General features: G+C 33.6%; 16 protein-coding genes and 1 pseudogene. 3 read left to right on the top strand and 14 right to left on the bottom strand.

The genetic code is table 11. The features are described 5' to 3' along the window. Window positions 1–137: 137 nt before the first annotated feature. The 4 genes and pseudogenes from nagB to L987_RS11375 form a co-directional block, all read right to left on the bottom strand. Complete coding sequence (nagB, locus tag L987_RS11355; RefSeq protein WP_047504914.1) at window positions 138–884, bottom strand: glucosamine-6-phosphate deaminase; 747 nt, start codon at window positions 882–884, stop codon at window positions 138–140. Window positions 885–935: 51 nt separating this feature from the next. Then, window positions 936–2,471: pseudogene (gene ptsG, locus L987_RS11360) on the bottom strand (glucose-specific PTS transporter subunit IIBC). 454 nt (window positions 2,472–2,925) lie between these two features. Continuing rightward, entirely contained in the window at window positions 2,926–3,993 is a 1,068-nt protein-coding gene (gene argF / locus L987_RS11370) for an ornithine carbamoyltransferase (RefSeq protein WP_170178157.1), read from the bottom strand. A gap of 594 nt (window positions 3,994–4,587) precedes the next feature. Continuing rightward, window positions 4,588–5,841, bottom strand: coding sequence for an MFS transporter (locus L987_RS11375; protein WP_011302222.1), 1,254 nt, complete (start codon window positions 5,839–5,841; stop codon window positions 4,588–4,590). Window positions 5,842–6,234: 393 nt separating this feature from the next. Here L987_RS11375 and L987_RS11380 point away from each other — a divergent pair, with 393 nt between their 5' ends. Both L987_RS11380 and L987_RS11385 read left to right on the top strand, forming a co-directional pair. After that, complete coding sequence (locus L987_RS11380; protein ID WP_011302221.1) at window positions 6,235–7,824, top strand: L-lactate permease; 1,590 nt, start codon at window positions 6,235–6,237, stop codon at window positions 7,822–7,824. 240 nt (window positions 7,825–8,064) lie between these two features. Continuing rightward, window positions 8,065–8,724: a glyoxalase/bleomycin resistance/dioxygenase family protein gene (locus L987_RS11385; protein WP_047504718.1), complete on the top strand. Its 660-nt coding sequence runs from the start codon at window positions 8,065–8,067 to the stop codon at window positions 8,722–8,724. A gap of 97 nt (window positions 8,725–8,821) precedes the next feature. Here L987_RS11385 and L987_RS11390 read toward each other — a convergent pair whose 3' ends face one another. The 4 genes from L987_RS11390 to L987_RS11405 form a co-directional block, all read right to left on the bottom strand. Continuing rightward, the gene (locus tag L987_RS11390; RefSeq protein ID WP_306462266.1) at window positions 8,822–9,271 is read right to left on the bottom strand and encodes a hypothetical protein; all 450 of its coding nucleotides are present in this window, start codon (window positions 9,269–9,271) and stop codon (window positions 8,822–8,824) included. Between the two features lie 94 nt (window positions 9,272–9,365). Next, complete coding sequence (locus L987_RS11395) at window positions 9,366–9,950, bottom strand: TetR/AcrR family transcriptional regulator (RefSeq protein WP_011302218.1); 585 nt, start codon at window positions 9,948–9,950, stop codon at window positions 9,366–9,368. Between the two features lie 166 nt (window positions 9,951–10,116). After that, window positions 10,117–10,656, bottom strand: coding sequence for an NADPH-dependent FMN reductase (gene ssuE, locus L987_RS11400; RefSeq protein ID WP_011302217.1), 540 nt, complete (start codon window positions 10,654–10,656; stop codon window positions 10,117–10,119). Between the two features lie 229 nt (window positions 10,657–10,885). Then, window positions 10,886–11,278 (bottom strand): DUF1398 family protein, encoded by a 393-nt coding sequence (locus tag L987_RS11405; protein ID WP_047504721.1) that lies wholly within the window; start codon window positions 11,276–11,278, stop codon window positions 10,886–10,888. Window positions 11,279–11,488: 210 nt separating this feature from the next. Here L987_RS11405 and L987_RS11410 point away from each other — a divergent pair, with 210 nt between their 5' ends. Next, window positions 11,489–12,721, top strand: coding sequence for an ArgE/DapE family deacylase (locus L987_RS11410; protein WP_011302215.1), 1,233 nt, complete (start codon window positions 11,489–11,491; stop codon window positions 12,719–12,721). A gap of 317 nt (window positions 12,722–13,038) precedes the next feature. Here the strand turns inward: L987_RS11410 and argB are convergent, their stop codons facing one another. The 6 genes from argB to L987_RS11440 form a co-directional block, all read right to left on the bottom strand. Continuing rightward, the gene (argB, locus tag L987_RS11415; protein ID WP_011302214.1) at window positions 13,039–13,800 is read right to left on the bottom strand and encodes an acetylglutamate kinase; all 762 of its coding nucleotides are present in this window, start codon (window positions 13,798–13,800) and stop codon (window positions 13,039–13,041) included. A gap of 12 nt (window positions 13,801–13,812) precedes the next feature. After that, the gene (gene argJ, locus L987_RS11420) at window positions 13,813–15,051 is read right to left on the bottom strand and encodes a bifunctional glutamate N-acetyltransferase/amino-acid acetyltransferase ArgJ (protein WP_011302213.1); all 1,239 of its coding nucleotides are present in this window, start codon (window positions 15,049–15,051) and stop codon (window positions 13,813–13,815) included. A 23-nt stretch (window positions 15,052–15,074) separates the two neighbouring features. After that, window positions 15,075–16,106 (bottom strand): N-acetyl-gamma-glutamyl-phosphate reductase, encoded by a 1,032-nt coding sequence (argC, locus tag L987_RS11425; RefSeq protein WP_047504723.1) that lies wholly within the window; start codon window positions 16,104–16,106, stop codon window positions 15,075–15,077. Between the two features lie 44 nt (window positions 16,107–16,150). Continuing rightward, a complete protein-coding gene (gene rocD, locus L987_RS11430; protein ID WP_047504725.1) occupies window positions 16,151–17,335 on the bottom strand; it encodes an ornithine--oxo-acid transaminase in 1,185 nt (394 codons plus the stop codon). A gap of 457 nt (window positions 17,336–17,792) precedes the next feature. Further along, on the bottom strand, window positions 17,793–19,436 hold the full coding sequence (locus tag L987_RS11435) for an APC family permease (RefSeq protein WP_047504728.1): 1,644 nt from the start codon (window positions 19,434–19,436) through the stop codon (window positions 17,793–17,795). A 490-nt stretch (window positions 19,437–19,926) separates the two neighbouring features. After that, window positions 19,927–21,270: a gluconate:H+ symporter gene (locus L987_RS11440; RefSeq protein WP_225791771.1), complete on the bottom strand. Its 1,344-nt coding sequence runs from the start codon at window positions 21,268–21,270 to the stop codon at window positions 19,927–19,929. Window positions 21,271–21,389 lie beyond the last annotated feature (119 nt).

A 21,389-nucleotide genomic window follows, 5' to 3' on the forward strand; every position in this document is an offset into this window, starting at 1 on the left:
ATTAAAAACGATACAGACTCATTTTTGATTCATTAAAAATAGTATTTAATTATTACAAGACATAAAAATGCGCCCTCCAAAGTTGTCATTTTTAGAATGTCTACTTTGAAGGACGCATATGATTATTTACATCTCACTTACAATGTTCCATCTTCTATGAGTGAAGTAAAAATTTCATCATCAATAATAACTTCTACATTAGGATGTTTGTGCAAAATAGAAGCTGGCAATGCTTCTGACACTTCGCCTTCTAACAAAGCTTTTATTGCTTGCTGTTTATTTTTACCAAATGCTAACAATATGATCCGTTTTGCTTTCATAATAGAAGACAATCCCATAGAAATCGCTTGCTTAGGTACGTCTTCTATATTTTCAAAATGTTGACTATTCGCATTAATGGTTGAAGGTATTAAATCAACAACTCTCGTTACACTTTCAAAAGATGAATATGGCTCATTGAAGCCAATATGCCCATTTTCACCAATGCCTAATATTTGGATATCAGCTGAACCGATTTCACCTAAACGCTGTTCATAAAGTTCACTTTCTAATTCAATATTAGGCGCATCACCTACAGGCAAATAAATATTTTTATTATTCCATGTTTGATTATGATTAAATAAGTGCGCGTTCATATAAACATGATAGCTTTGATTATGTTCTGCAGATAAACCTACATATTCATCTAAATTAAACGTTACGACATTGGATAGATCTATTTGATTCACATTTAATAACGCTGCTAATGTTTTATAAACTTCGATCATGGTATTACCAGTGGCTAAACCTAATACAGCATTAGGTTTGGAGATAACCTGTTTCAGTATTTCTGTTGCTACGTATTGGCTTCCAATCGTACGATTTTTTAAGTTGATTACATTCATCATCTCACCAAAACTTTCTATAATCTATTCATCATCCTCTAATTGAATACCTTACTTATCATTTTCTAAAAGTTCTTCTACTTCGTTTTTAATGGTAGTAACATGTGGCCCATAGATAACTTGTACACGTTCCCTTTTTGAATCACGCCACGTGCTTCTGTAGAAGTTAGCATTGTTTTATCGACAGCTTTATCACTGTTTAACGTTACTCTCAATCTAGTTGCACAACAATCAACGACATCGATATTTTCTTTTCCACCCAGCGCTTGAATAATCGTTTTAGCACGATCAGTTGCTTCAACTGTTTCTGTTACACCTTCGTCTTCACGACCAGGTGTTTTAAAATTAAATTTCGTAATGAGGTATCTAAATATGACGTAATATAGCACAAACCAAACGATGCCAATTGGAATGACCCATAAGAAATTCGTCTTTTCATTACCTTGTAGTACACCAAACAATAAATAATCAATGAAACCACCACTAAATGTTTGTCCCACAGTGATATTGAAAATGTCAGCCATCATAAATGCTAGTCCATCTAAAACGGCATGGATTACGTATAGCATTGGTGCAACAAATAAGAAACTGAATTCTAAAGGCTCTGTAATACCTGTTAAGAACGATGTTAATGCTGCAGATAACATTAAACCACCGACTACTTTTTTACGTTCAGGCTTCGCCGTGTGATAAATTGCTAATGCTGCACCGCAAAGTCCAAACATCATTGTGATAAATCTTCCAGACATATAACGTGAACCGCCTGAGAAATATTTAGTTACATCAGGATCACCTAGCTGTGCAAAAAATATATTTTGCGTTCCTTGAACCATGTGCCCTTTAACTTCTAAAGAATCTCCCAGTGCGGTTTGCCAAAACGGTAAGTAGAAAATATGATGCAAACCAAATGGTCCTAATAACCTCAATATAAAACCAAAGAAAAACGTACCAATAACCCCTGTTTTATCTACTAGACCACCGATACCAAATATCCATCCTTGTACCGTTGGCCAAATAAAGAATATAACCACACCTAGCACTATTGAAGAAACTGAAGTGATGATAGGTACAAAGCGTGACCCACCGAAGAAACCTAAATACGCAGGCAGTGATATTTTATGAAATTTATTATGTAACAAAGCTGTCATAATACCGGTGATAATACCTCCAAATACACCTGTTTCTACAGTTTGTATTCCCAATACCATACTTTGACCTTCTTCTGCCAAGTTGCCTTTCGCCAATGTATCTGTGATCGTCAACAAACCATTCATTGATGCATTCATAATTAAAAACCCAAGCATTGCTGCTAGACCAGCCGTGCCTTTTATCACTTTTTGCTAAACCTAATGCCACACCCACCGCGAAAATAACCAGTAAATTTTGAAAAACGATATTTCCTGCTGCTGACATTAAAATAAATATATTTTGCAAGAGCGCAATATCCAATACTGGATAGGCTTTGATTGTATTCGGATTACTCAACGCACCACCAATACCTAACAATAAACCAGCTGCTGGTAAAATAGCTATCGGTAACATAAATGATTTCCCAAATTGTTGTGCTTTTTCAAACAACTTACTCATATACTATAACCTCCTAATTAACATCAATATACAGTCGAAGAAAATATTAATCATTACAATAGAACAATATGAAAAATATTTTCATAAAGTGTTATCATTATCTATTATATGCATCTATTAAGTTATCCATATGTTGTCCAAATTCATTTTAGATATATACTTTCAACTTCCTTCATTTCAACGAAAGTCACACCTTAACTTCATTTTTAAATTTGAAGATAAAAAAACAACCAACAAATTAAATTTGTTGGTTGTTTACAAGTAGAAACGTCAATCTATTTCATAATAAAATGCTAACACTATCTATGCATTAAATTAAGTTGGCCTTTACATGTTCAATTCAGTCATCTACTGACTAATCGTAGGAAAAGAGTGTAAGACATTTCTTTTGTCCCAGGCTCCATCCTTTTTATAGTAGCATTACAAAACCTCTTCATAATACTTAACATCTAATTTAAAAAATATCACCCAGTGTTACAGCCATAATTGCTTTAATAGAGTGTAATCTATTTTCTGATTGGTCAAAAATGACAGCATGTTCACCTTTAAATACGTCATCTGAAATTTCCATTTCAGTTAAGCCATACGTTTCGTAAATTTGTTGTCCTACTTGTGTATTTACATCATGAAATGCAGGTAAGCAATGTAATACGATAACATCTGGATTCATTGTGTTGATCAGCATCTCTTTGTTTACTTGATAAGGTAATAATTGATTGATACGCGGTTCTAATACCGATTGATCTTCACCCATTGAAAACCAAACATCTGTGTATATTGCATCTGTTTGATAGATTGCTTGTTGAATATCATCTGTAATCAATATATCGCTCGATGATTCAGCAGCATATTTTTGTGCCATAACTTGAATATCTTCATCCGGTTGTAACGCTTTTGGTGCGGCTACATGTATGTTCACACCTAAAATTGCACCCGTAATAAGTAAATCATGAGCTACGTTATTTCTAGCATCACCGACATAAGTCAATGTTTTACCTTGTAATGTTCCCCAGTGTTCTTTTAATGTGAAAAAATCTGCAATCATTTGAGTTGGGTGCCATTCATTAGTGAGCCCATTCCATACTGGTACACCTGCATTTTTAGCAAGTGCTTCTACATCTTTCTGATGATGACCTCTAAATTCAATACCATCATACATTCTACCTAGAACTTTGGCAGTATCTTCTGAGGATTCTTTAACTCCTAAATGAATATCACCTTGCCCAAAGTATTCTGGATAAGCGCCTAAATCATATGCTGCCACACTAAATGCTGAACGCGTTCTAGTAGAAGGTTTTTCAAATAAGAATGCCAAATTTTTCCCTTTTAAATACGGGTGTGGAATACCACGCTTTTTCTTTTCTTTTAATTCACCAGTAAAATCAATTAAAGTATGTAACTCATCTGCTGAAAAATCACATGTCTTCAAAAAGTCTTTACCCTTGAATAATGCTAGCTTGTTTAATGCTGTTGTGTACGCCCCATTTTCATCACTCCAATGTTTTATAAGATTTATATACATAATAAAGGTATTTAAATGATATTTCAAGTATATTTATACTAAAAAATGAATATTATTTAATTTTATATACATTGACAGCTTTTTTCAATTTTAAAAAAAGTTAAAGTCTCTTAAACAATAACGTCGAAAATCTCGTCATTTAAGCATTGAAAATATCTGAAAATAAACAGTTGTGAACTTTAAATTTCAAGTTATGCGTTACATATCTTTTATTATCAAAATGGTTGTATATTGGGAATGTAATCATTTATCTCACGGAGGTGAATTATTATGTTTAAAGATATTGTAGCTGTAATTAAACAAATCGTAGCACAATTTGTTTCAGGCGGTTTCCAAGAAAAATAAAGCATTTATTTCCACTCCACCTCAAAAAATTCCATAATCACCCTTTTAATCAGAAATGAATTTTCGAATCAGTCGTTGATCATCAATTTGATTCAAAGCCTATGAGACACCCCTTATATTTCATAGGCTTTTTTATAAATTTCGTTATATTTCAATATCTATTCAATTTATTTAATTATTACCTATGAAAAAAGACCATGACATCTATAGATATCACGGCCTTGTTCATTATATGTTATCCATCGGATTTTAAGTTGCTTCTTTTTCGTTCAAAATACCACGCTCTTCTGGTGTTTTTAAAAAACGAGTCATAATCGCACTTGCTACATAAAGTCCAAATATAAGATACATCATACCTTGTACGCCAATACTATCGTAGAATAAAGCGACTAATCCAGGTCCAGCAAACACACACAAACCTGCTCCTAAGTTCAATATAGCCATTGCCGGACCTTTATCACCATCATGCACAAGTGAAGGCACAAGTGCTGATATAGGAACGAATCCAGCTAAACACATTCCCCATAAAAATCCTACTGTTCCGACAATGAACACATTCCCTGTAAATATTTCAGGTATAAAATACAAGCCTAAAGTAAATACAGCACAACCAATACCTCCGATATAAGATATTGTATTTTTCCAACCAATCTTGTCGCTTAATGCACCAAATATAAGATTGAAAATAATATTTGCAATAAAAATCGTACCCCAAATATTTAACCACGTCGTCGTTGCGATACCTTTCGTAGATAAATATATTGGAAGGAACAACGGAAATGCATATTGTGCAGCTTGATTAATAATTCTTACAATACAAGCAACCGCTACGCGAGGTTCTCGTTTTAAAATTGTAATACCAGCGCCCATCTCTTTCAAATGGGTTTTAAAACCATTCCCTTTATTCTCTATTTCAAATTTATCACGGTTTACAAATACTGCTAAAAATGTTCCAACAATCACCCATAAAATCGCAGTCCATAAGGTGAATATATGACCAAATATTTGAATCGCCATCGAAGAATAAAATGAACCCAGTACACTCAAACCTCCTGTAAATACAAACCAAAACCATCCTACTGCTGCACCTAAACGTTTCTGTGGAGAACGATATGCTACCCAAACTAAAAATGAATAGGCAAATAATGGATACCCAAAACCTCTAATCGCATACGATGGTATCATTAGTCCATAATTCATGGATGGAAGTGCTAAGCCTACAAATATCATGTGACCAATAATATACAATAGCGTTCCCAATAACATTACTTTTCGTGGACCAATAATCTCTACTAATACACCTGAAAACCAAGATCCAATAGCAATCGTTACACCATAACAAGTAGTTAATATAGCAGTTTGATGTACAGATAGGCCATGATCATGTAAGTATGGACTAATCCAGGCTAGCTCCAAGCCATCCCCCATCATAAAAATGAGTACACCAATATATCCCCATAATAGTGTCGGTGGCATGCCCATTTTAGCTAACTTTTTATTCATTCATAACCCCCCTATATCTATAAATTTTCATTCCTATGTTATTTAAAATAATATGCGTTTTCTTTAAAACCCTATGCGTTCATTTATTCCAATTAAAAGAAAACGCTTTCATTTATTTCTATTATCTTATTTCATTTTTTCTATTATCGCAAATTTATTTTCGTTTCTTTTCGTTTCTTTGTTTTAATTACTATTAAAAACTGTGTTTACAATTTTAAATTTCCTACAAACGTTTTTACTCTTAAAGTATGTTTTTAAAAATAAATGTCATTTTTTAAATGAAATAATTTATTTATTGGAATTTGAATTTTTACATGAATGCGTTTACAATGAATAATATTTAATCATCATATGACTAGATGATTGTTATTTTTACTTAGGGGGATTTTTTAAATGATGTTATTTGTTGCTTTTAGTGCTGTCATTGTGCCTTTTATTTTTTTAGTATTACTACGTATGTCTGCACTAAAGGGTATGATTATTAGTGCGTTCATTGTCACATTCTTGGGCGTCTTTGTTTGGGGAATGCAAGGTCATGTCATATCGGCCTCACTGCTTCAAGGTACTCATAAAACACTTACCATTCTCTATATTTTATTTGGTGCGCTTGTGTTGCTTAATACTTTGCGACAAACTGGTGCAGTTACACGTATTAATGAAGGATTCAAAAAATTATCAGGAGATATGCGTGTTCAAGTTATTATTGTGGCTTTTTTATTTGGTTCATTGATTGAAGGTGCATCTGGATTTGGCACACCTGCAGTGGTCACAGCACCACTCATGGTAGCACTAGGTTTCAGACCGATGATAGCTGTTGTTACCGCTTTGATTGCTGATAGCGTTGCTGTTTCATTTGGTGCCGTGGGTACACCTGTATTAGTCGGTTTAAGTACATTAAATGACGCAGATAGTTCACTGTTTCAAGCTACAGCTGAACGTATTACAACATTAGATTTACTAAGTGGTATTTTTATACCTATTATATTAATTGCTACTTTGATTATTTTCTTTGGCAAAACAAACAAACTCAAATCTATTGTTGAAATGATTCCATGGCTAGCCTGTATTGGTTTCATCTATGTCGCTTCTTCATTTGCCTATGCCTTTCTATTCGGTCCTGAATTCGTTGCAATTCTCGGTTCACTCACAGGACTTATCGTAGCCGTAGTCACAGCAAGTAAAGGTTGGCTACTCCCTAAAAATGAATGGAAAGACGGTTTTGATGACAGTTATACACCCACAAAATCAGAACATGACATGCCATTATTAACTGCTTGGTCACCCTATTTAATGGTCGTTATATTATTATTACTGACAAGAACTGTACCACTGATTAAAGATTTCACTACACAAGTGTTAGATTTATCTTGGAATCAAATTCTAGGCTTTGAAACAATTTCATCTGATTGGGAATTTCTTTATTCACCAGGCACTATCTTACTGCTTTCTGCTTTATTTGCCATCCTAATACAGAGAAAATCGTTCAAAGATCTATCGCAAGCAAGCGTAGAATCGCTAAATACGATTAAAACCACTGGAATAACATTAGTAGCTACACTTGTGATGGTGCATGTGTTTATCAATTCTGGAATCAATACAAGTGATTTAATCAGCATGCCAGAATATATTGCTGAGAATATGTCTAAATACTTAGGACCTATTTGGTTATTCGTAGCACCTTTCTTAGGCGCATTAGGCTCCTTTATTACAGGAAGTGCAACCGTTTCTACATTGACATTTTCACCTATTCAATTAAATATTGCTCAATCCATTGGCGCAGAACCTTATACCGTCTTGGCTGCACAAATTATTGGTGCAGCAGCTGGTAACATGATTTGCGTACACAATGTCGTAGCTGTATGTGCTGTAGTGAATATGCCAGGAAAAGAAGGCAGTGTAATTAGAAAAACACTCGGCCCAGCCTTACTATACTGTCTCTTAGTTGGTTTAAGTGCTTATATCATTACCTCAATATTCTTTTAATCTATAAATGTATTTTTAAAAGGACTAACCCCTTACTGTTGGGCTTGGTCCTTTTATTTAACTTCATAAATACTTTATTATAATTTAATAATTACTTTTGATGATAATTTAGAATCTGAGCAATTTCAAAACATTTAGGTTATATAAATTCTTAATATTATCATCTTTATTATTATTTTGATAAAGTACTATTAAAATACTTTTTAAAATATGGTTACTACGTGGGGATGGGATATACATATGAAATTTGAAAGTATAACGTTATGTACTTCAGAATTAGAAGAAACGCTACAATTTTATGAGGAAACTTTGGAATGTCCTGTAGAAGTTATTAATCAAGATACTTTCATTGTTCAAATTGGTGAAACACAATTGCAATTTTGTAGGTCTGAAGACGTTATTCAACCTTATTATCACTTTGCAATTGATATTCCATACAATCATTTTTATGACATGAAAGAGCATTATCAAAATATATTATTTTTATTAATGGAAGACGGGCACCATACAACTTATTTTGAATCATTTGTCGCACACGCTATATACTTTAATGATCCATCTGGAAACATCGTGGAATTGATTGCAAGAGTATCCAACATTACAAATGAACCTGAATTTTCTAGAATCAGTGAAATCGGCTTTGTATGTAATGAGACAAATGCTATTTACCAAGCTTTATCGGATTATAAAATCGAAACATTTGAACACGCTCATTTTGAACCTTATGCGTTAAACTTTCTAGGCGATACATCCGATGAAAGCTATATACTACTCACACCTGAAGATAGACGCTGGTCATTTTCTGAGAAACATTCCATTGCGTATCCAATTGATATTAAGACGGAAACATTCCACTTATCGTATGATACGCGTCATCAATGGCACTTAAAGCAATCTTAAATTATTCAAAAATAGTAAATATAAACGTGGAACAGAAATCCAATTTTCTCTAAAAATTAAATTTCTGTTCCACTATTTTTATATCATCGGTTATACTTTATACTTTTTTAGGTTTCGGCCAAATAAAGTAGCTCAGTGTGATTAATAAATCAATCCCTAATATAACTGTCCAAATTTTAATAACATGATAAAGCGCTGCTACACTATCGCCTTGTCCTACAATATTTATAATTAACCACAATAGACCTGTTCCAATCAAATAGGCTAAAACATGTCTTAACCAACTTACAAAATAAGCTTTTGCATAAGCAATACCCGTTTTCTTTTCAGGTAAATTTCCTTCCTTTAAAACATAGTATTTAAAACGTTCGTCTGCCCATTGAATCATTTGTTTTCTAAATGCAATTGAAACGCCAATATATACTGCTGCTATGCCATGAGGGACCGTTGCTTTGGCACCATTTAATAAATCTACACTCATCGTAATAATTAAAATCAAATCAATTACAGGCGTCATTGCAAGTAAAATCAAACCAACTTGTTTCATGCGTAAGACATATCTTGAAATCAAAACTAAAATAATGACAATTCAAAATAATAATTCAGCTACAATAAGTATCATTAATACCCCGTTCATTATATTACCTCCTTAACCAGGATTTCACTTCGCTCTCTATTAAATGTTCAATATCTTCATTTATCATCTGCTCGGGATTTAACAATTTATGTAATGCTAATCCATCCAATAATGCATGCATTTTCATTATTGCTACATATTGATTTAACGATGTGTCGAGTAAGTCATGTTCTTCTAAAAATGACATCGATGCTTTTATTAAAGTAAAGATTTCATTCCCCATGGAATCTTTACCTACTTCATGTAACTCATATTGAAAGGCCAACCAGACCTCCATATCCGCATATCGTTCTTCATCAAGCGGCATAGCTTTCAACATCGCCTGTATGACTTTATCAAGCGGGCTTAGACTTCCGTCGTTATATACCGCTTTAATTCTTCCTCTAACTTTACTATCTACTTCGACCGATACTGCTTTTAACAAATCATGATGGTTTGGATAATAATAACGTATTTGTCCTGGTGTCATTCGTGCTAACTTTGCAATATTTCTAACTGTAGCACCCTTAGCGCCATTGCTTACGATAGATTGCCATGCATACTGTATAATTTGCTGCTTCTTTTTCTCGTGATCTACTACTTTGGGCATATATCAGAACCCCCTTTTTAATACAATTGTATTAATTAAAAACTAAAAAAATAGCCTTTAAAACTTATTTTATTTACTTTAACACATTTTAATACACCTGTGTTAAAACAAAGCATTTTTAAAGACGTATCGCAATTATTTAGATACGCCTTTAAATCAATATCTTTTATTCTATTACTTGCGCTTTATCACTGACAAACTTTTTTAAAGTTTTATTTAAGCCATCTTTCGCTTCTTGATCATAACCATAAGTACCGTCTTCATTAGATGTAATATGTTTGTCTAAAATAAATCTACCTTTATGAATTGTATCTGCACCCAATTCTTTTATAACTGGATCTAAGCTATATTGAATCGCTAATACATGTGCAAATGTACCACCTAATGCGAGCGGGAGGACTGTTTTACCTGTAAATGCGCCACGTGGCAGTAAATCTAAATATGTCTTCACGATGCCTGAATACGCTGCTTTAAATACAGGTGAAACGATAATTATCCCATCAGCTTCTTCAATTTTTTTATGTGTTTTATTAATTGATTCATTTGAAAAGTTAGCGGTAATCAATGCTTCAGCGTCTAATTGATGTACATGTATGACATCTGTCTCAATGCCTTCATCATTTAAATATTTTTCAGCATATTTTACTACACCTGTTAACCTAGACTCAATCTTATTACCACCTGCGATAATTGCTACACTTGCCATACTTATTGTCCCCTTTCATTGTTAAACACGATATATCTATATGAAGCACTTTAGGGTCATTGTTCGACTCGCAACTTTCCCCTAAACAACCCACGTTTAATTAATAATTAAGCTTTAATCTTGCCACTTTATAATCTTTCTACACTCTCTACCGTATCATCAATTATAAATGCTGTCATAGTATACGTCTTAAATATCTTATCTTTTTACTCGTATTTATAAACACATATCAAGATTGAGGTATATTTTCTGTAATGAGAACCTGATTTTCCTTGTCTATATAGGCACATGTGCCAGCGATAATATCAATATGCCACTTATAAATGCCCGCTCGTGCCATTTCATCGCAAAACTTTGGAAAATCCGTTTCACCTGCTTGATGACGCTGCAATATATCTTTTACCAACGCAAGGTGTGTCTGTTGTGCAATGGGTACAGCTACTTTAACACTTTCATCAGTAATTTCAGCTCCATCCTGATGAATATAAGATGTTTCACCTTGTTCTATATTCACTGTATTAACAATGATTCCCATATCTTTAAAAGCTTTAAACAATTTCGGAAAATCTACGCCTGTATATTGTTGGTGTGCTTGATGAATTTTATTTAATGATAACGTCATAATCGTACCTCTTTTACGCTTATTTGCTTACTCTATATCATAGCTTTAAAACTTGTATACAACAAGTTTATTAATCAATTAATCGCACTATTGTAATTATACACAATATATATTTTAAAATTATAAAGTTTTTATTAAAAGTCTTTTCACTTATCAAAATAATTTGTCAGATGTATACTTGTTATAGTTTTTCTAAAGGAGTGGTATGTTATGAGTACATTTTCTGTAGAAGAAAAAGTACAAATATTATCTGATATTGTAGCAATGAATACAGTAAATGATAATGAAATCGAGGTATGTCAATACTTCCAAAATTTATTTGAACAACACGGTATTAAATCAACCATTGATAAAGTTGATGAACGACGCGCTAACTTAATTGCCGACATTGGTGAAGGCAGTCCAGTCATCGGTGTATCTGGACATATGGATGTCGTATCAGAAGGTAATCGTGAACAATGGTCATATGACCCTTTTAAACTTACCGAAGACAATGGTTATTTATATGGTCGTGGTGCTGCTGATATGAAATCTGGACTCGCTGCACTCGCTATTGCTCTTATCGAAATGCACGATGCACAATTATTAACAAAAGGACGCATTAAATTCTTAGCTACTACAGGTGAAGAGATGGAACAACTTGGTTCACAAAATCTCTACGAAAAAGGTTACATGGATGATGTTGACGCACTCATCATAGCCGAGCCTTGTCAAGATATGATGGTCTACGCACATAAAGGGTCTATGGACTATCGTATTAAATCACAAGGTACTTCTGCACATAGTTCTATGCCTATCTTCGGTGTAAACGCAATTAAACCTTTAATTGAATTTATTCAAGATATCGATAACGCATATCAAAAAATATCTAAAGAAATTAAAGGTGAATCTTTAGACTTCACTCATTTGCTCGATCGAATGAAACCTTCTCTACCAGCTACATTTGCTGTTGAAGAAATTGAATCCGCATTACAAGGGCTTGTCATCACTAACACATTAATCAAGGGTGGCGTTCAAGTGAATTCTGTCCCTGAAGACGCTGATGCTGATTTCAATATTCGTACAATCCCAGAATACAATAATGACCAAGTTAAAAATTTATTTAATAATACAATTGAAAAACATAATGCAAATGGCTCAAATTTAGAAAGTGAATTATATCTTGACTTAGATCCTGTACTTACTACTGGTCAAAATAGCCTAATTGACACTGCTAAAACGATTGGCAAAACAGCATTTAATAAAGATTTTGTCGCTGCCCCAATTGGTGGTGTGACGGATGCTTCTAATTTACTACGCGGTAAAGATGAATCTTTCCCATTCTTAGTATTTGGTCCAGGTGAAAAACCACACCAAGTAGATGAACGTGTAGAAAAAGCAATGTACCTTAAATTCATTGATTTCTATAAAGAACTATTAATCACTTATTCAAAAAATTATTAATGGCCTGATTAGCACTAAGTACGATATCCAAGCCATTTATAAAAAAACAACGCATATGCGTCATTCCAGCATATGCGTTGTTTTTTTATTTTCAAATTAACCATTACACTATCACACCAATTCAATCCTACAATGTAAACAGCTGCTGAAAAACACTAACCAATTGCGTTACTTTAATATGTACCACATCGTTTAAAAGCAGCGCTATTTCAAGCATCTACCAATTTTGTTTATACTATGACAAAGTCTTTTTTTAATTTTTAATATAGTGATACTTTGATTTAACGATTTCCCAGGAAATTGCTATTATATTATGCTCACAACACAATCGTTGTCCCAATACCTTTCCCAGTTCTTATCCTTTCCACGACATGCGCTTCGTTACCTGCTGCGATAACTACTTTTTGACAGCCATATTCAATGGCACTGATCGCATCCTGTACTTTAGGAATCATCCCCCCATATATTTGCTCTTGTTCAATATAATTTTTAATATGCTCTGAATTCAATGTGGCCTTTACTTTATTATCTATCATGACACCTGGTATATCACTCAATAAATAGATAGGTGCGTTTAATGTCTGCGCTATTTTGTACGCCAACGTATCTGCGTTAATATTATATAAATGTCTAGAGGTTTTATGTCTGCCGATAGACGCAATAACAGGTATATATTCTTCTGTAAGATGATCTATAACTGCTGTATTAATGTTGATTGGTTCGCCTACATATCCATATTTTTCGTTTAATGGTTCAACGTCAAATAGCTTGGCATCTATTCCATTTAACCCAATACTTTGAATATTTTCATCATTCATTTTACTTACAAGCTGCGGATTCACCTTTCCGATTAATATCTGACTTGTAATTGACATTACTTCATCTGTAGTAACCCTCAATCCATCTTCAAATAATGAATCGACGCCTTGCTGCTCTAACGCTTGATTGATAAAAGGCCCTCCACCATGAATAATAATCGGATGCAAATCCTGTTGCTTTAACTGTGCAATATCATCAATGGTAGTTTCATGTAATTCGGTCAAGGTACTACCACCAATTTTGATAACTATATAATTCATTGCAGTCACTCCTTAAGTTCTGTACGACGCGTTGATACGTACATATTCATATGATAAATCACAACCATATGCTGCCGCTTCTCCTTCCCCGTTTCCAACAGTTGCTTCAATTAAAATATTATCTGATGCTAATTCTTCTTTTAAACGCTGTTCATCAAAATCTACAGCCATACCTTTTTCCAACACACTCACTTGGCATAACGAAACATGGGTTGCGCTAGGTTCTATATATCGCGATGCGTATCCTATAGCAGTGACAATTCTTCCGAAATTCGCATCTTCACCATGGACAGCGGTTTTCACTAAATTCGAGGAGACAATGCTCTTGGCAATTTTTCTTGCTTCAACAACATCGTGAGCGCCCTTGACCTTTACAGTAACCAATTTAGTTGCCCCTTCACCATCTTTAGCGATGCTCTTGGCAAGATAGTGGCATACAAAATTCAATGCATACACAAACTTATGCCATTCGGGATGTAATGCATCAATTTGTGTATGTTGCGCTTGACCATTTGCCATGCATAGCACCATATCATTTGTACTTGAATCACCATCCACCGTAATCATATTAAACGATTGATCGATTGATTGTTTTAGGCAATAATCCAACGTATTCGCATCAATATTGGCATCAGTAGTTATAAATCCTAGCATTGTTGCCATATTGGGATGTATCATGCCTGATCCTTTTGCAGTGCCACCTATCGTTACTGTGGTACCATCGATTTCAACCTTTACTGACAGATGTTTCGTCATCGTATCAGTTGTTAAAATAGCTTGATTGAATGCTTCACTTTTATTATATTGTTCTTTTAAAACGTGCTGCGTTGCATATTGTATTTTATCCATTGGCAAAAACGATCCAATAACACCTGTAGAGGCAACACCAACAAGATGTTGCTCGATATTTAATTGCTCAGCAATCCAAGCTTGTGTATCCAACGCATCTTGCATACCTTTTTCTCCTGTGCACGCATTCGCAATAGCCGAATTCACAATAATGGCTTGTAGTGCTTTATCCTTATTAATACTATCTTCAGTTAGTTTTAATGGCGCAGCTTTAAATTGATTCAATGTATAAACACCTGTTGCTGTAGCTGGGGTCGTTGAATAAATCCAACCAAAGTCCACTTTCTTTCTTCTCAAACCGCAATGTAAACCACCAGCAATAAAACCTAATGGTGAACTCACGTCGCCTTGTAAATCTATATTTAATTGGTTTAATGTATCAATTGTTTCAATGTCTCTCATTTCTTCTCTCCTTTCATCCTACTTTATGGATAAACTGGTGATTGTAGCAATCCAGTGTTTTCTTTCCATCCATACATTAAGTTCAAATTCTGAATCGCTTGACCACTTGCACCTTTAACTAAGTTATCAATCACAGACACGAGAATCGCTGTTTGATTCTCTTCATCAACATAAATACCGATATCACAATAATTGCTACCGTAAACTTCCTTAGTTTTTGGAAATTGACCTAATGATCTAATTCTTACAAATGGTTTATCTTCATAATAATCTTTAAACAGATTATGTAAGTCTTCATTAGTAAAAGCATGGTTTAGTTTGATATAAATGGTTGATAAAATACCTCGAGTCATAGGTACGAGATGCGGTGTAAATGTTACTTTTACTTCTTGTTGAGCTAATAATGATAAATATTGTTCAATTTCAGGTTTATGCTTATGCTTTCCTATCGCATAGGCGCTTAAATTTTCATTCATCTCCGCGAAATGAACATGTTGTGCCAAAGACCTACCGGCACCGGATACACCCGTCTTCGCATCGATGATAATGTTATCTAGCTTTACAATATCTTTATCTATTAGCGGATGTAGTGCTAACAATGTAGCTGTTGGAAAACATCCAGGGTTCGCAATTAATTGCGTTGTTTGTGCATTTACATTTGACCATTCTGCAATGCTATAATTTGCTTCATTCAAATATTCTTGAGAAGCTGCCGTTTCACCATAATACGTTTCATAAGTAGCTCGATTAGTTAATCTAAAATCACCCGACAAATCAATGATTTTAATCCTATTGCTAAGCAACTGAGGAACAATGTGTTTACTCACATTTGAAGGTGTCGCAAAAAATATCACGTCGCATTCAATTCCTTCACTATTTAACGTTTCATAGTGATATGTGAGCTGTTCCAAATGTGGGAATGTTTCCTTTATAGGTTGATCCTGTTTAGAATGCGAAAAGATATATTTTATATTTACATTAGGATGCTGAATTAATAATCGAATTAATTCAATGGCTCCATATCCACTACCGCCAACGATACCAACTTCAATCATTCACTTCATTCCTTTCTGAATATTCGGAAATTTTATATTAAATTTTACTTTTCCAAAACTTCTGTTATGACACGAATTACTTCATCGATTTCATCTTTATCAATAACAAGTGGTGGTGTAATCCTTATAATATTGCCCTGTGTTTCTTTACAAAGCACACCTTTATTTATCATTTGTTCACAATAGTCCTGTGCTGCTACATTTAATTCTATACCTATAAACAATCCCCTACCTCTCACTTCCACGATCAGTTCACTTTCAATTTGTTGCAGGTGCTTTAATAATCTATCGCCTAAGTCTAATGCATTTTGTACTAAATGCTCTTCATTCAGCACGTCTAATGCTGCCATTGATACAGCGCAAGCTAGTGGATTACCACCAAATGTGGAACCATGCGTGCCTGGGGTCAGGACACTCATCACATCTTGGTTCGCTAACACTGCGGATATCGGATATAACCCTCCACCTAGTGATTTACCTAATAAATATATATCTGGCTCTGTATTTTCCCATTCCATTGCGAACATCTTACCCGTTCTTCCAAGCCCCACTTGTATCTCGTCTGCAATTAATAACACATTATATTCGTTACAGAGTTGACGTACTTCTTGTATAAAATGTGTTGGAGGAATATTTACGCCTCCCTCACCTTGTATAGGTTCCAGAATAATTGCAGTTGTTTGATTATTAATTAATTTTTTTAATTGTTCTATATCTCCAAAATCTGCGTAATGTATATTGTTTAATAACGGTCCAAAACCTTTTTTATAACTATCTTGTGATGATAATGATAATGAACCTAACGTACGGCCATGAAAGTTTCCATTCATAGCAATGATTTCTGATGATGATTCATCAATATTTTTAATATCAGCGCCCCATTTACGAGCCATTTTTATGGCTGTTTCCACAGCCTCTGTGCCAGTATTCATTGGTAAAACATTTTCTTTATTTGCAAGTTTACAAATCTTTTCTTCCCATTTACCTAAATTATCACTATATAAAGCACGAGAAACCATTGTTATTCTTTGGCTCTGCTCTTGAAATGCCTTTATGATTTTAGGATGACAATGGCCTTGATTAACTACCGAAAATCCAGAAATACAATCTATATAACAATTGTCTTCAATATCCCAGACTTTTGCACCACGTCCTTTAGCTAAAGCTAATTTTAATGGACTATAATTTTTAGAACTATATTTGTCTGTGTGTTCATATAAATCAAGCATCAAAACCCTCATTTCATAATATTTATTCTTAAAAATGAATTAATATTCATAAATAATACACTTGTCAGATTAATTAGTCAAAGGTTATTTTGAATTTTTACACTTTAAACGAATTGAAAATGTTGTTTTAATGGGAATAAAAAACATTGTTAAATAATTTATTTTAATGAAATTTACTTTTCCATAGAATATCCCATGCATTTATTTTGCATAAAATGTTGTCCACTGCAATATTGCATACGCTTATTGTCTAAGTACAGTCGCATTATTATAGTCATTTTCTATACATAAAAAAGATGGAGCAGAAATCAAATTGTCTCAAAAAGATTTCAGGCTCCCACTCCATTTAAGCATGATCATTCAAATGATTAACTATGTCGCTATTTATATGAAAAAAGCGTCTGGGAGATTTAACAATGTCCCAGACGCTATATATATTTCTACTCACAGAATTAAATTATTCTTCACTAATGTGTTCTGATTTACGTTTTTCACGTAAATCCGCACGCATATCTTTATTAATCTTTTTAGCACGTTTAAAGTAAACACTTTCAAAGTAACTAGACGTACCTATTTTGTAGAAGATTAATGCAATAATGATAATAACAATAAAATCATAAGGGTAATGAATCCAGTTCATACCTTTAAATTCTTTACTACCGATAAATGATAAGAAGGCAAGTACAATAAGATATAAGATAATCCACAAGCTACCGCCAATTTGTTTTTTGGTATTTTTCCAATTCATTTTATATTCATAGAAGAAGTAAATTGGTAATCCTAGAATAATAATTAAAATAACTTCGGCTGTTGTTGGCCACATCGCCCAATATATCGCTAATGAAGCCATCACAAATGAAAATGGCGCCATAAATTTTAATAAGTTTGCTCTAAACGGTCTATGCATTTTAGGTGCCATTTTACGTAGTGAAATCACTGTCGTTGGTCCTGTTAAATATGCCACTAACGTAGCTGTTGATATTACACTTGCTAAAGTACCCCAATCACGGAATAGCGATACCATGACCATACTTATAATTGCATTAAATATAATGGCTACACGAGGAATCATATATTTTTTATTCATTTTCCCTAAAAATTTAGGAATATGACCATTTTGTTCCATAGCACGTAAGACACGTCCAGTAACAGCTACAAATGATACACCTGTACCAAATGGTGAAACAACTGCTTCCATATATAGTAATATAGCTAACCAATTTAATCCTAATAGAATAGCCATATCAGCAAATGGTGAGTTAAAGTTAATACCACTCCAACCATTTTCATGCAGCATTTCAGTAGGCATTGACGTAATAAATGTACTTTGTAGTACTATGTACAGGATTGCACTTAAAGTCAGTGAAATAGCTATACCACGTGCAATGTTTTTTTCAGGTTTTTGAATTTCAGATCCCATATTAATAATTGTCTGGAATGCGTTGAATGAAAAAATAATACCTGATGCTGTTGTTGCAGCAAATATAGGTGCTGAACCGTAAGGCATAAATGTTCCAACTGAATGACCATAGTTCCCAGTGTCAAAACCAGAAATAATTAACATGATAATCGTTAATAAAGGCACACCTAATTTAAATACTGAAATTAAACTTGTGAATGACGTCAATAATTTTACTGACCAATAGTTTAATAATGAGAAGATAATAATAATTACAAATACTGCAAATAAACCTGCGTTACTTATTGTAGATCCATCCATTAAACCAGACGTAAATTTCGCCCATTCCCAAGGCCATGAACTCATATATTGTACAGCTGATACTGCTTCAATAGGAATGATAGTTACCAGCGATACCCAGTTTGCCCAGGCAGCAATGAATCCAAGTAACGAACCATGTGTATATTGCGCATAATTACTCATACCACCTGATTGTGGAAACATCGTTCCTATTTCAATATAGTTATAAGCAATTGAACCTATAACTACAAAACCGATAATCCAAGAAATAATTGCGGCTGGTCCTGCAATGGAAGATGCCTCCCATGCGCCAAATAACCAACCAGATCCAATTAATGAACCTAATCCTAGCAATACGAGCTGTGGTAAATTAATTTTACTACTTTCATCTTTTTGTCCCATAATTACTCCTAATATTTTCTCTTTTATATTCATATCAAGAATAAGTGGCTTTTATACACCTTCTTGTATATGGTGTTATTATACTCGTATAACAATTCAAGTCAAATCAACTTTTCACTACCAATAATTGTATATTTTTGTGTTTTTATTCATAATATTAGCATATTACTGTATAAAAACATCACACAACATAAGTCACTCAAGATAGTGTCATTAATACGCTGAAAGTAGATTTATTCATGTTACTCATTTATTCACATAAAGTATAATGCCCACAACCTTCTAATTTATAACACATATGCTACAAATACCTTTACATCAGTAATCACAAGACTTTGAATCGATGCATTTAAAAATATTTGTAACTTTTGTAACGGTTTTGTGTATTTATACTAAAATAAAACATTATTTACAAAAATATCTTTAAATACTTTGCAAATAATGCTTTTTATGATGTTACACAAATATGAATCATTGTTATTTTACTTTATTATTTTAAATAAATAGATCCAGAATTAAGACAACCATTAATCCTGTTACAGATGTCGTTAATAACAACGCACCCCCATGTCTTAAATGTATCCTTAATAGAAATATTAAAATATTCTTTGAATAACCAAAATGATGCATCATTAACATGAGTAATGGTATTACTACCTACAGCTGTAGCTAATACCATAAGCACAGGGCTGACATCAAAAGTGGGTATCAACGGACCAACGATACCTGCAGCAGTAATTGCTGAAACAACACCTTGACCCGTCGCAATACGGATCAGCGCTGTAATTAACCAAGCCATAATAAGTGGAGAGATATTGGTACCTTTCATGATATCTGCAATATAATCTCCAACATGTGCTTCTAAAATGATTTCCTTAAAAGCGCCACCCGCTCCGACAATGAATATAATAGTTGCAACACCTTTTAGACCTGTTTCAAATGATTTCATCATTGTATCCATATCTTTACCTTTTCTAAGTCCAAACATAACAATCGCAGTAATAATAGCAATGATAAGACTGATTTCCGCACTTCCAATAAATGATACGATTTCATGTAATATCGTGTCTTCGGTAATAAATAAACTGAGTATGGTTGATATTGAAATTAGAATAGCTGGTATTAATGGTACAAATAAACTCAAACCAAAACTAGGCATTTCACTGTCTGTAAAATTTTTTCTTTTTTGTAATAATGGTGGTATAGGATAATCTATGCGCTTCATGAATCTCGGCAATATAATACCCGCAATAATCACACTAGGAATAAAGACGATCATCCCCAAAATATAAACCATTCCCATATCCGCATTGTAAGCATCTACGAGTGCTGTGGGCCCTGCTTGTGGCGGGAAAATATTGTGTGATAAAGTTGTCGCTGCAACCATTGTAATCGCCAATTTCATAAATGGTGTCTTAGCTTCAACAGCAATACTGATGACTAACGGTGCTAAAATCATAAATGCTACTTCATAAAATACAGAAATACCAAATACAGCACCGATGATGATTAAAGCCCATTGAACATATTTAGCACCAAATCTTTCTATAAGTGTTGAAGCGATACGTTGTGCTGCGCCAGAATCTACCATTAATTTACCAAGTACTGCACCAAACCCAATAATTAATGCGAGACTCCCTAATGTAGATCCTAATCCTTCCTTAATTGTATCTAAAATTGCTAACGGCTTCATGCCATTCATAAATCCTACAAGCACCGCTGCGAATATGAGCGATAGGATACTATTAATCTTCAATTTAATGTTTAAAAATAGTAATACTCCTACACCAATAACAAGCGATATGAGCGGCAAATGTTCCCCTAAAAATGACAAATTCGTGTTCCCCCAATCCCTTAAAAATAATGAAAGCGAATTCACAATTACTCATTATAAATTATTTATCGCAAAATAACAACGTTGTTATTATTGTATTAATTTATGTTTCTTCTTTT

Source organism: Staphylococcus sp. ZWU0021 (assembly GCF_000798895.1).
Classification (GTDB): Bacteria; Bacillota; Bacilli; order Staphylococcales; family Staphylococcaceae; genus Staphylococcus; species Staphylococcus saprophyticus.

Bases quoted from the DNA above. Each gene is read 5' to 3' on its own strand.
- nagB (WP_047504914.1), bottom strand. From the start codon at position 884: ATGAATGTAATCAACTTAAAAAATCGTACGATTGGAAGCCAATACGTA.
- argF (WP_170178157.1), bottom strand. From the start codon at position 3,993: ATGTATATAAATCTTATAAAACATTGGAGTGATGAAAATGGGGCGTAC.
- L987_RS11375 (WP_011302222.1), bottom strand. From the start codon at position 5,841: ATGAATAAAAAGTTAGCTAAAATGGGCATGCCACCGACACTATTATGG.
- L987_RS11380 (WP_011302221.1), top strand. From the start codon at position 6,235: ATGATGTTATTTGTTGCTTTTAGTGCTGTCATTGTGCCTTTTATTTTT.
- L987_RS11385 (WP_047504718.1), top strand. From the start codon at position 8,065: ATGAAATTTGAAAGTATAACGTTATGTACTTCAGAATTAGAAGAAACG.
- L987_RS11390 (WP_306462266.1), bottom strand. From the start codon at position 9,271: ATGAAACAAGTTGGTTTGATTTTACTTGCAATGACGCCTGTAATTGAT.
- L987_RS11395 (WP_011302218.1), bottom strand. From the start codon at position 9,950: ATGCCCAAAGTAGTAGATCACGAGAAAAAGAAGCAGCAAATTATACAG.
- ssuE (WP_011302217.1), bottom strand. From the start codon at position 10,656: ATGGCAAGTGTAGCAATTATCGCAGGTGGTAATAAGATTGAGTCTAGG.
- L987_RS11405 (WP_047504721.1), bottom strand. From the start codon at position 11,278: ATGACGTTATCATTAAATAAAATTCATCAAGCACACCAACAATATACA.
- L987_RS11410 (WP_011302215.1), top strand. From the start codon at position 11,489: ATGAGTACATTTTCTGTAGAAGAAAAAGTACAAATATTATCTGATATT.
- argB (WP_011302214.1), bottom strand. From the start codon at position 13,800: ATGAATTATATAGTTATCAAAATTGGTGGTAGTACCTTGACCGAATTA.
- argJ (WP_011302213.1), bottom strand. From the start codon at position 15,051: ATGAGAGACATTGAAACAATTGATACATTAAACCAATTAAATATAGAT.
- argC (WP_047504723.1), bottom strand. From the start codon at position 16,106: ATGATTGAAGTTGGTATCGTTGGCGGTAGTGGATATGGAGCCATTGAA.
- rocD (WP_047504725.1), bottom strand. From the start codon at position 17,335: ATGCTTGATTTATATGAACACACAGACAAATATAGTTCTAAAAATTAT.
- L987_RS11435 (WP_047504728.1), bottom strand. From the start codon at position 19,436: ATGGGACAAAAAGATGAAAGTAGTAAAATTAATTTACCACAGCTCGTA.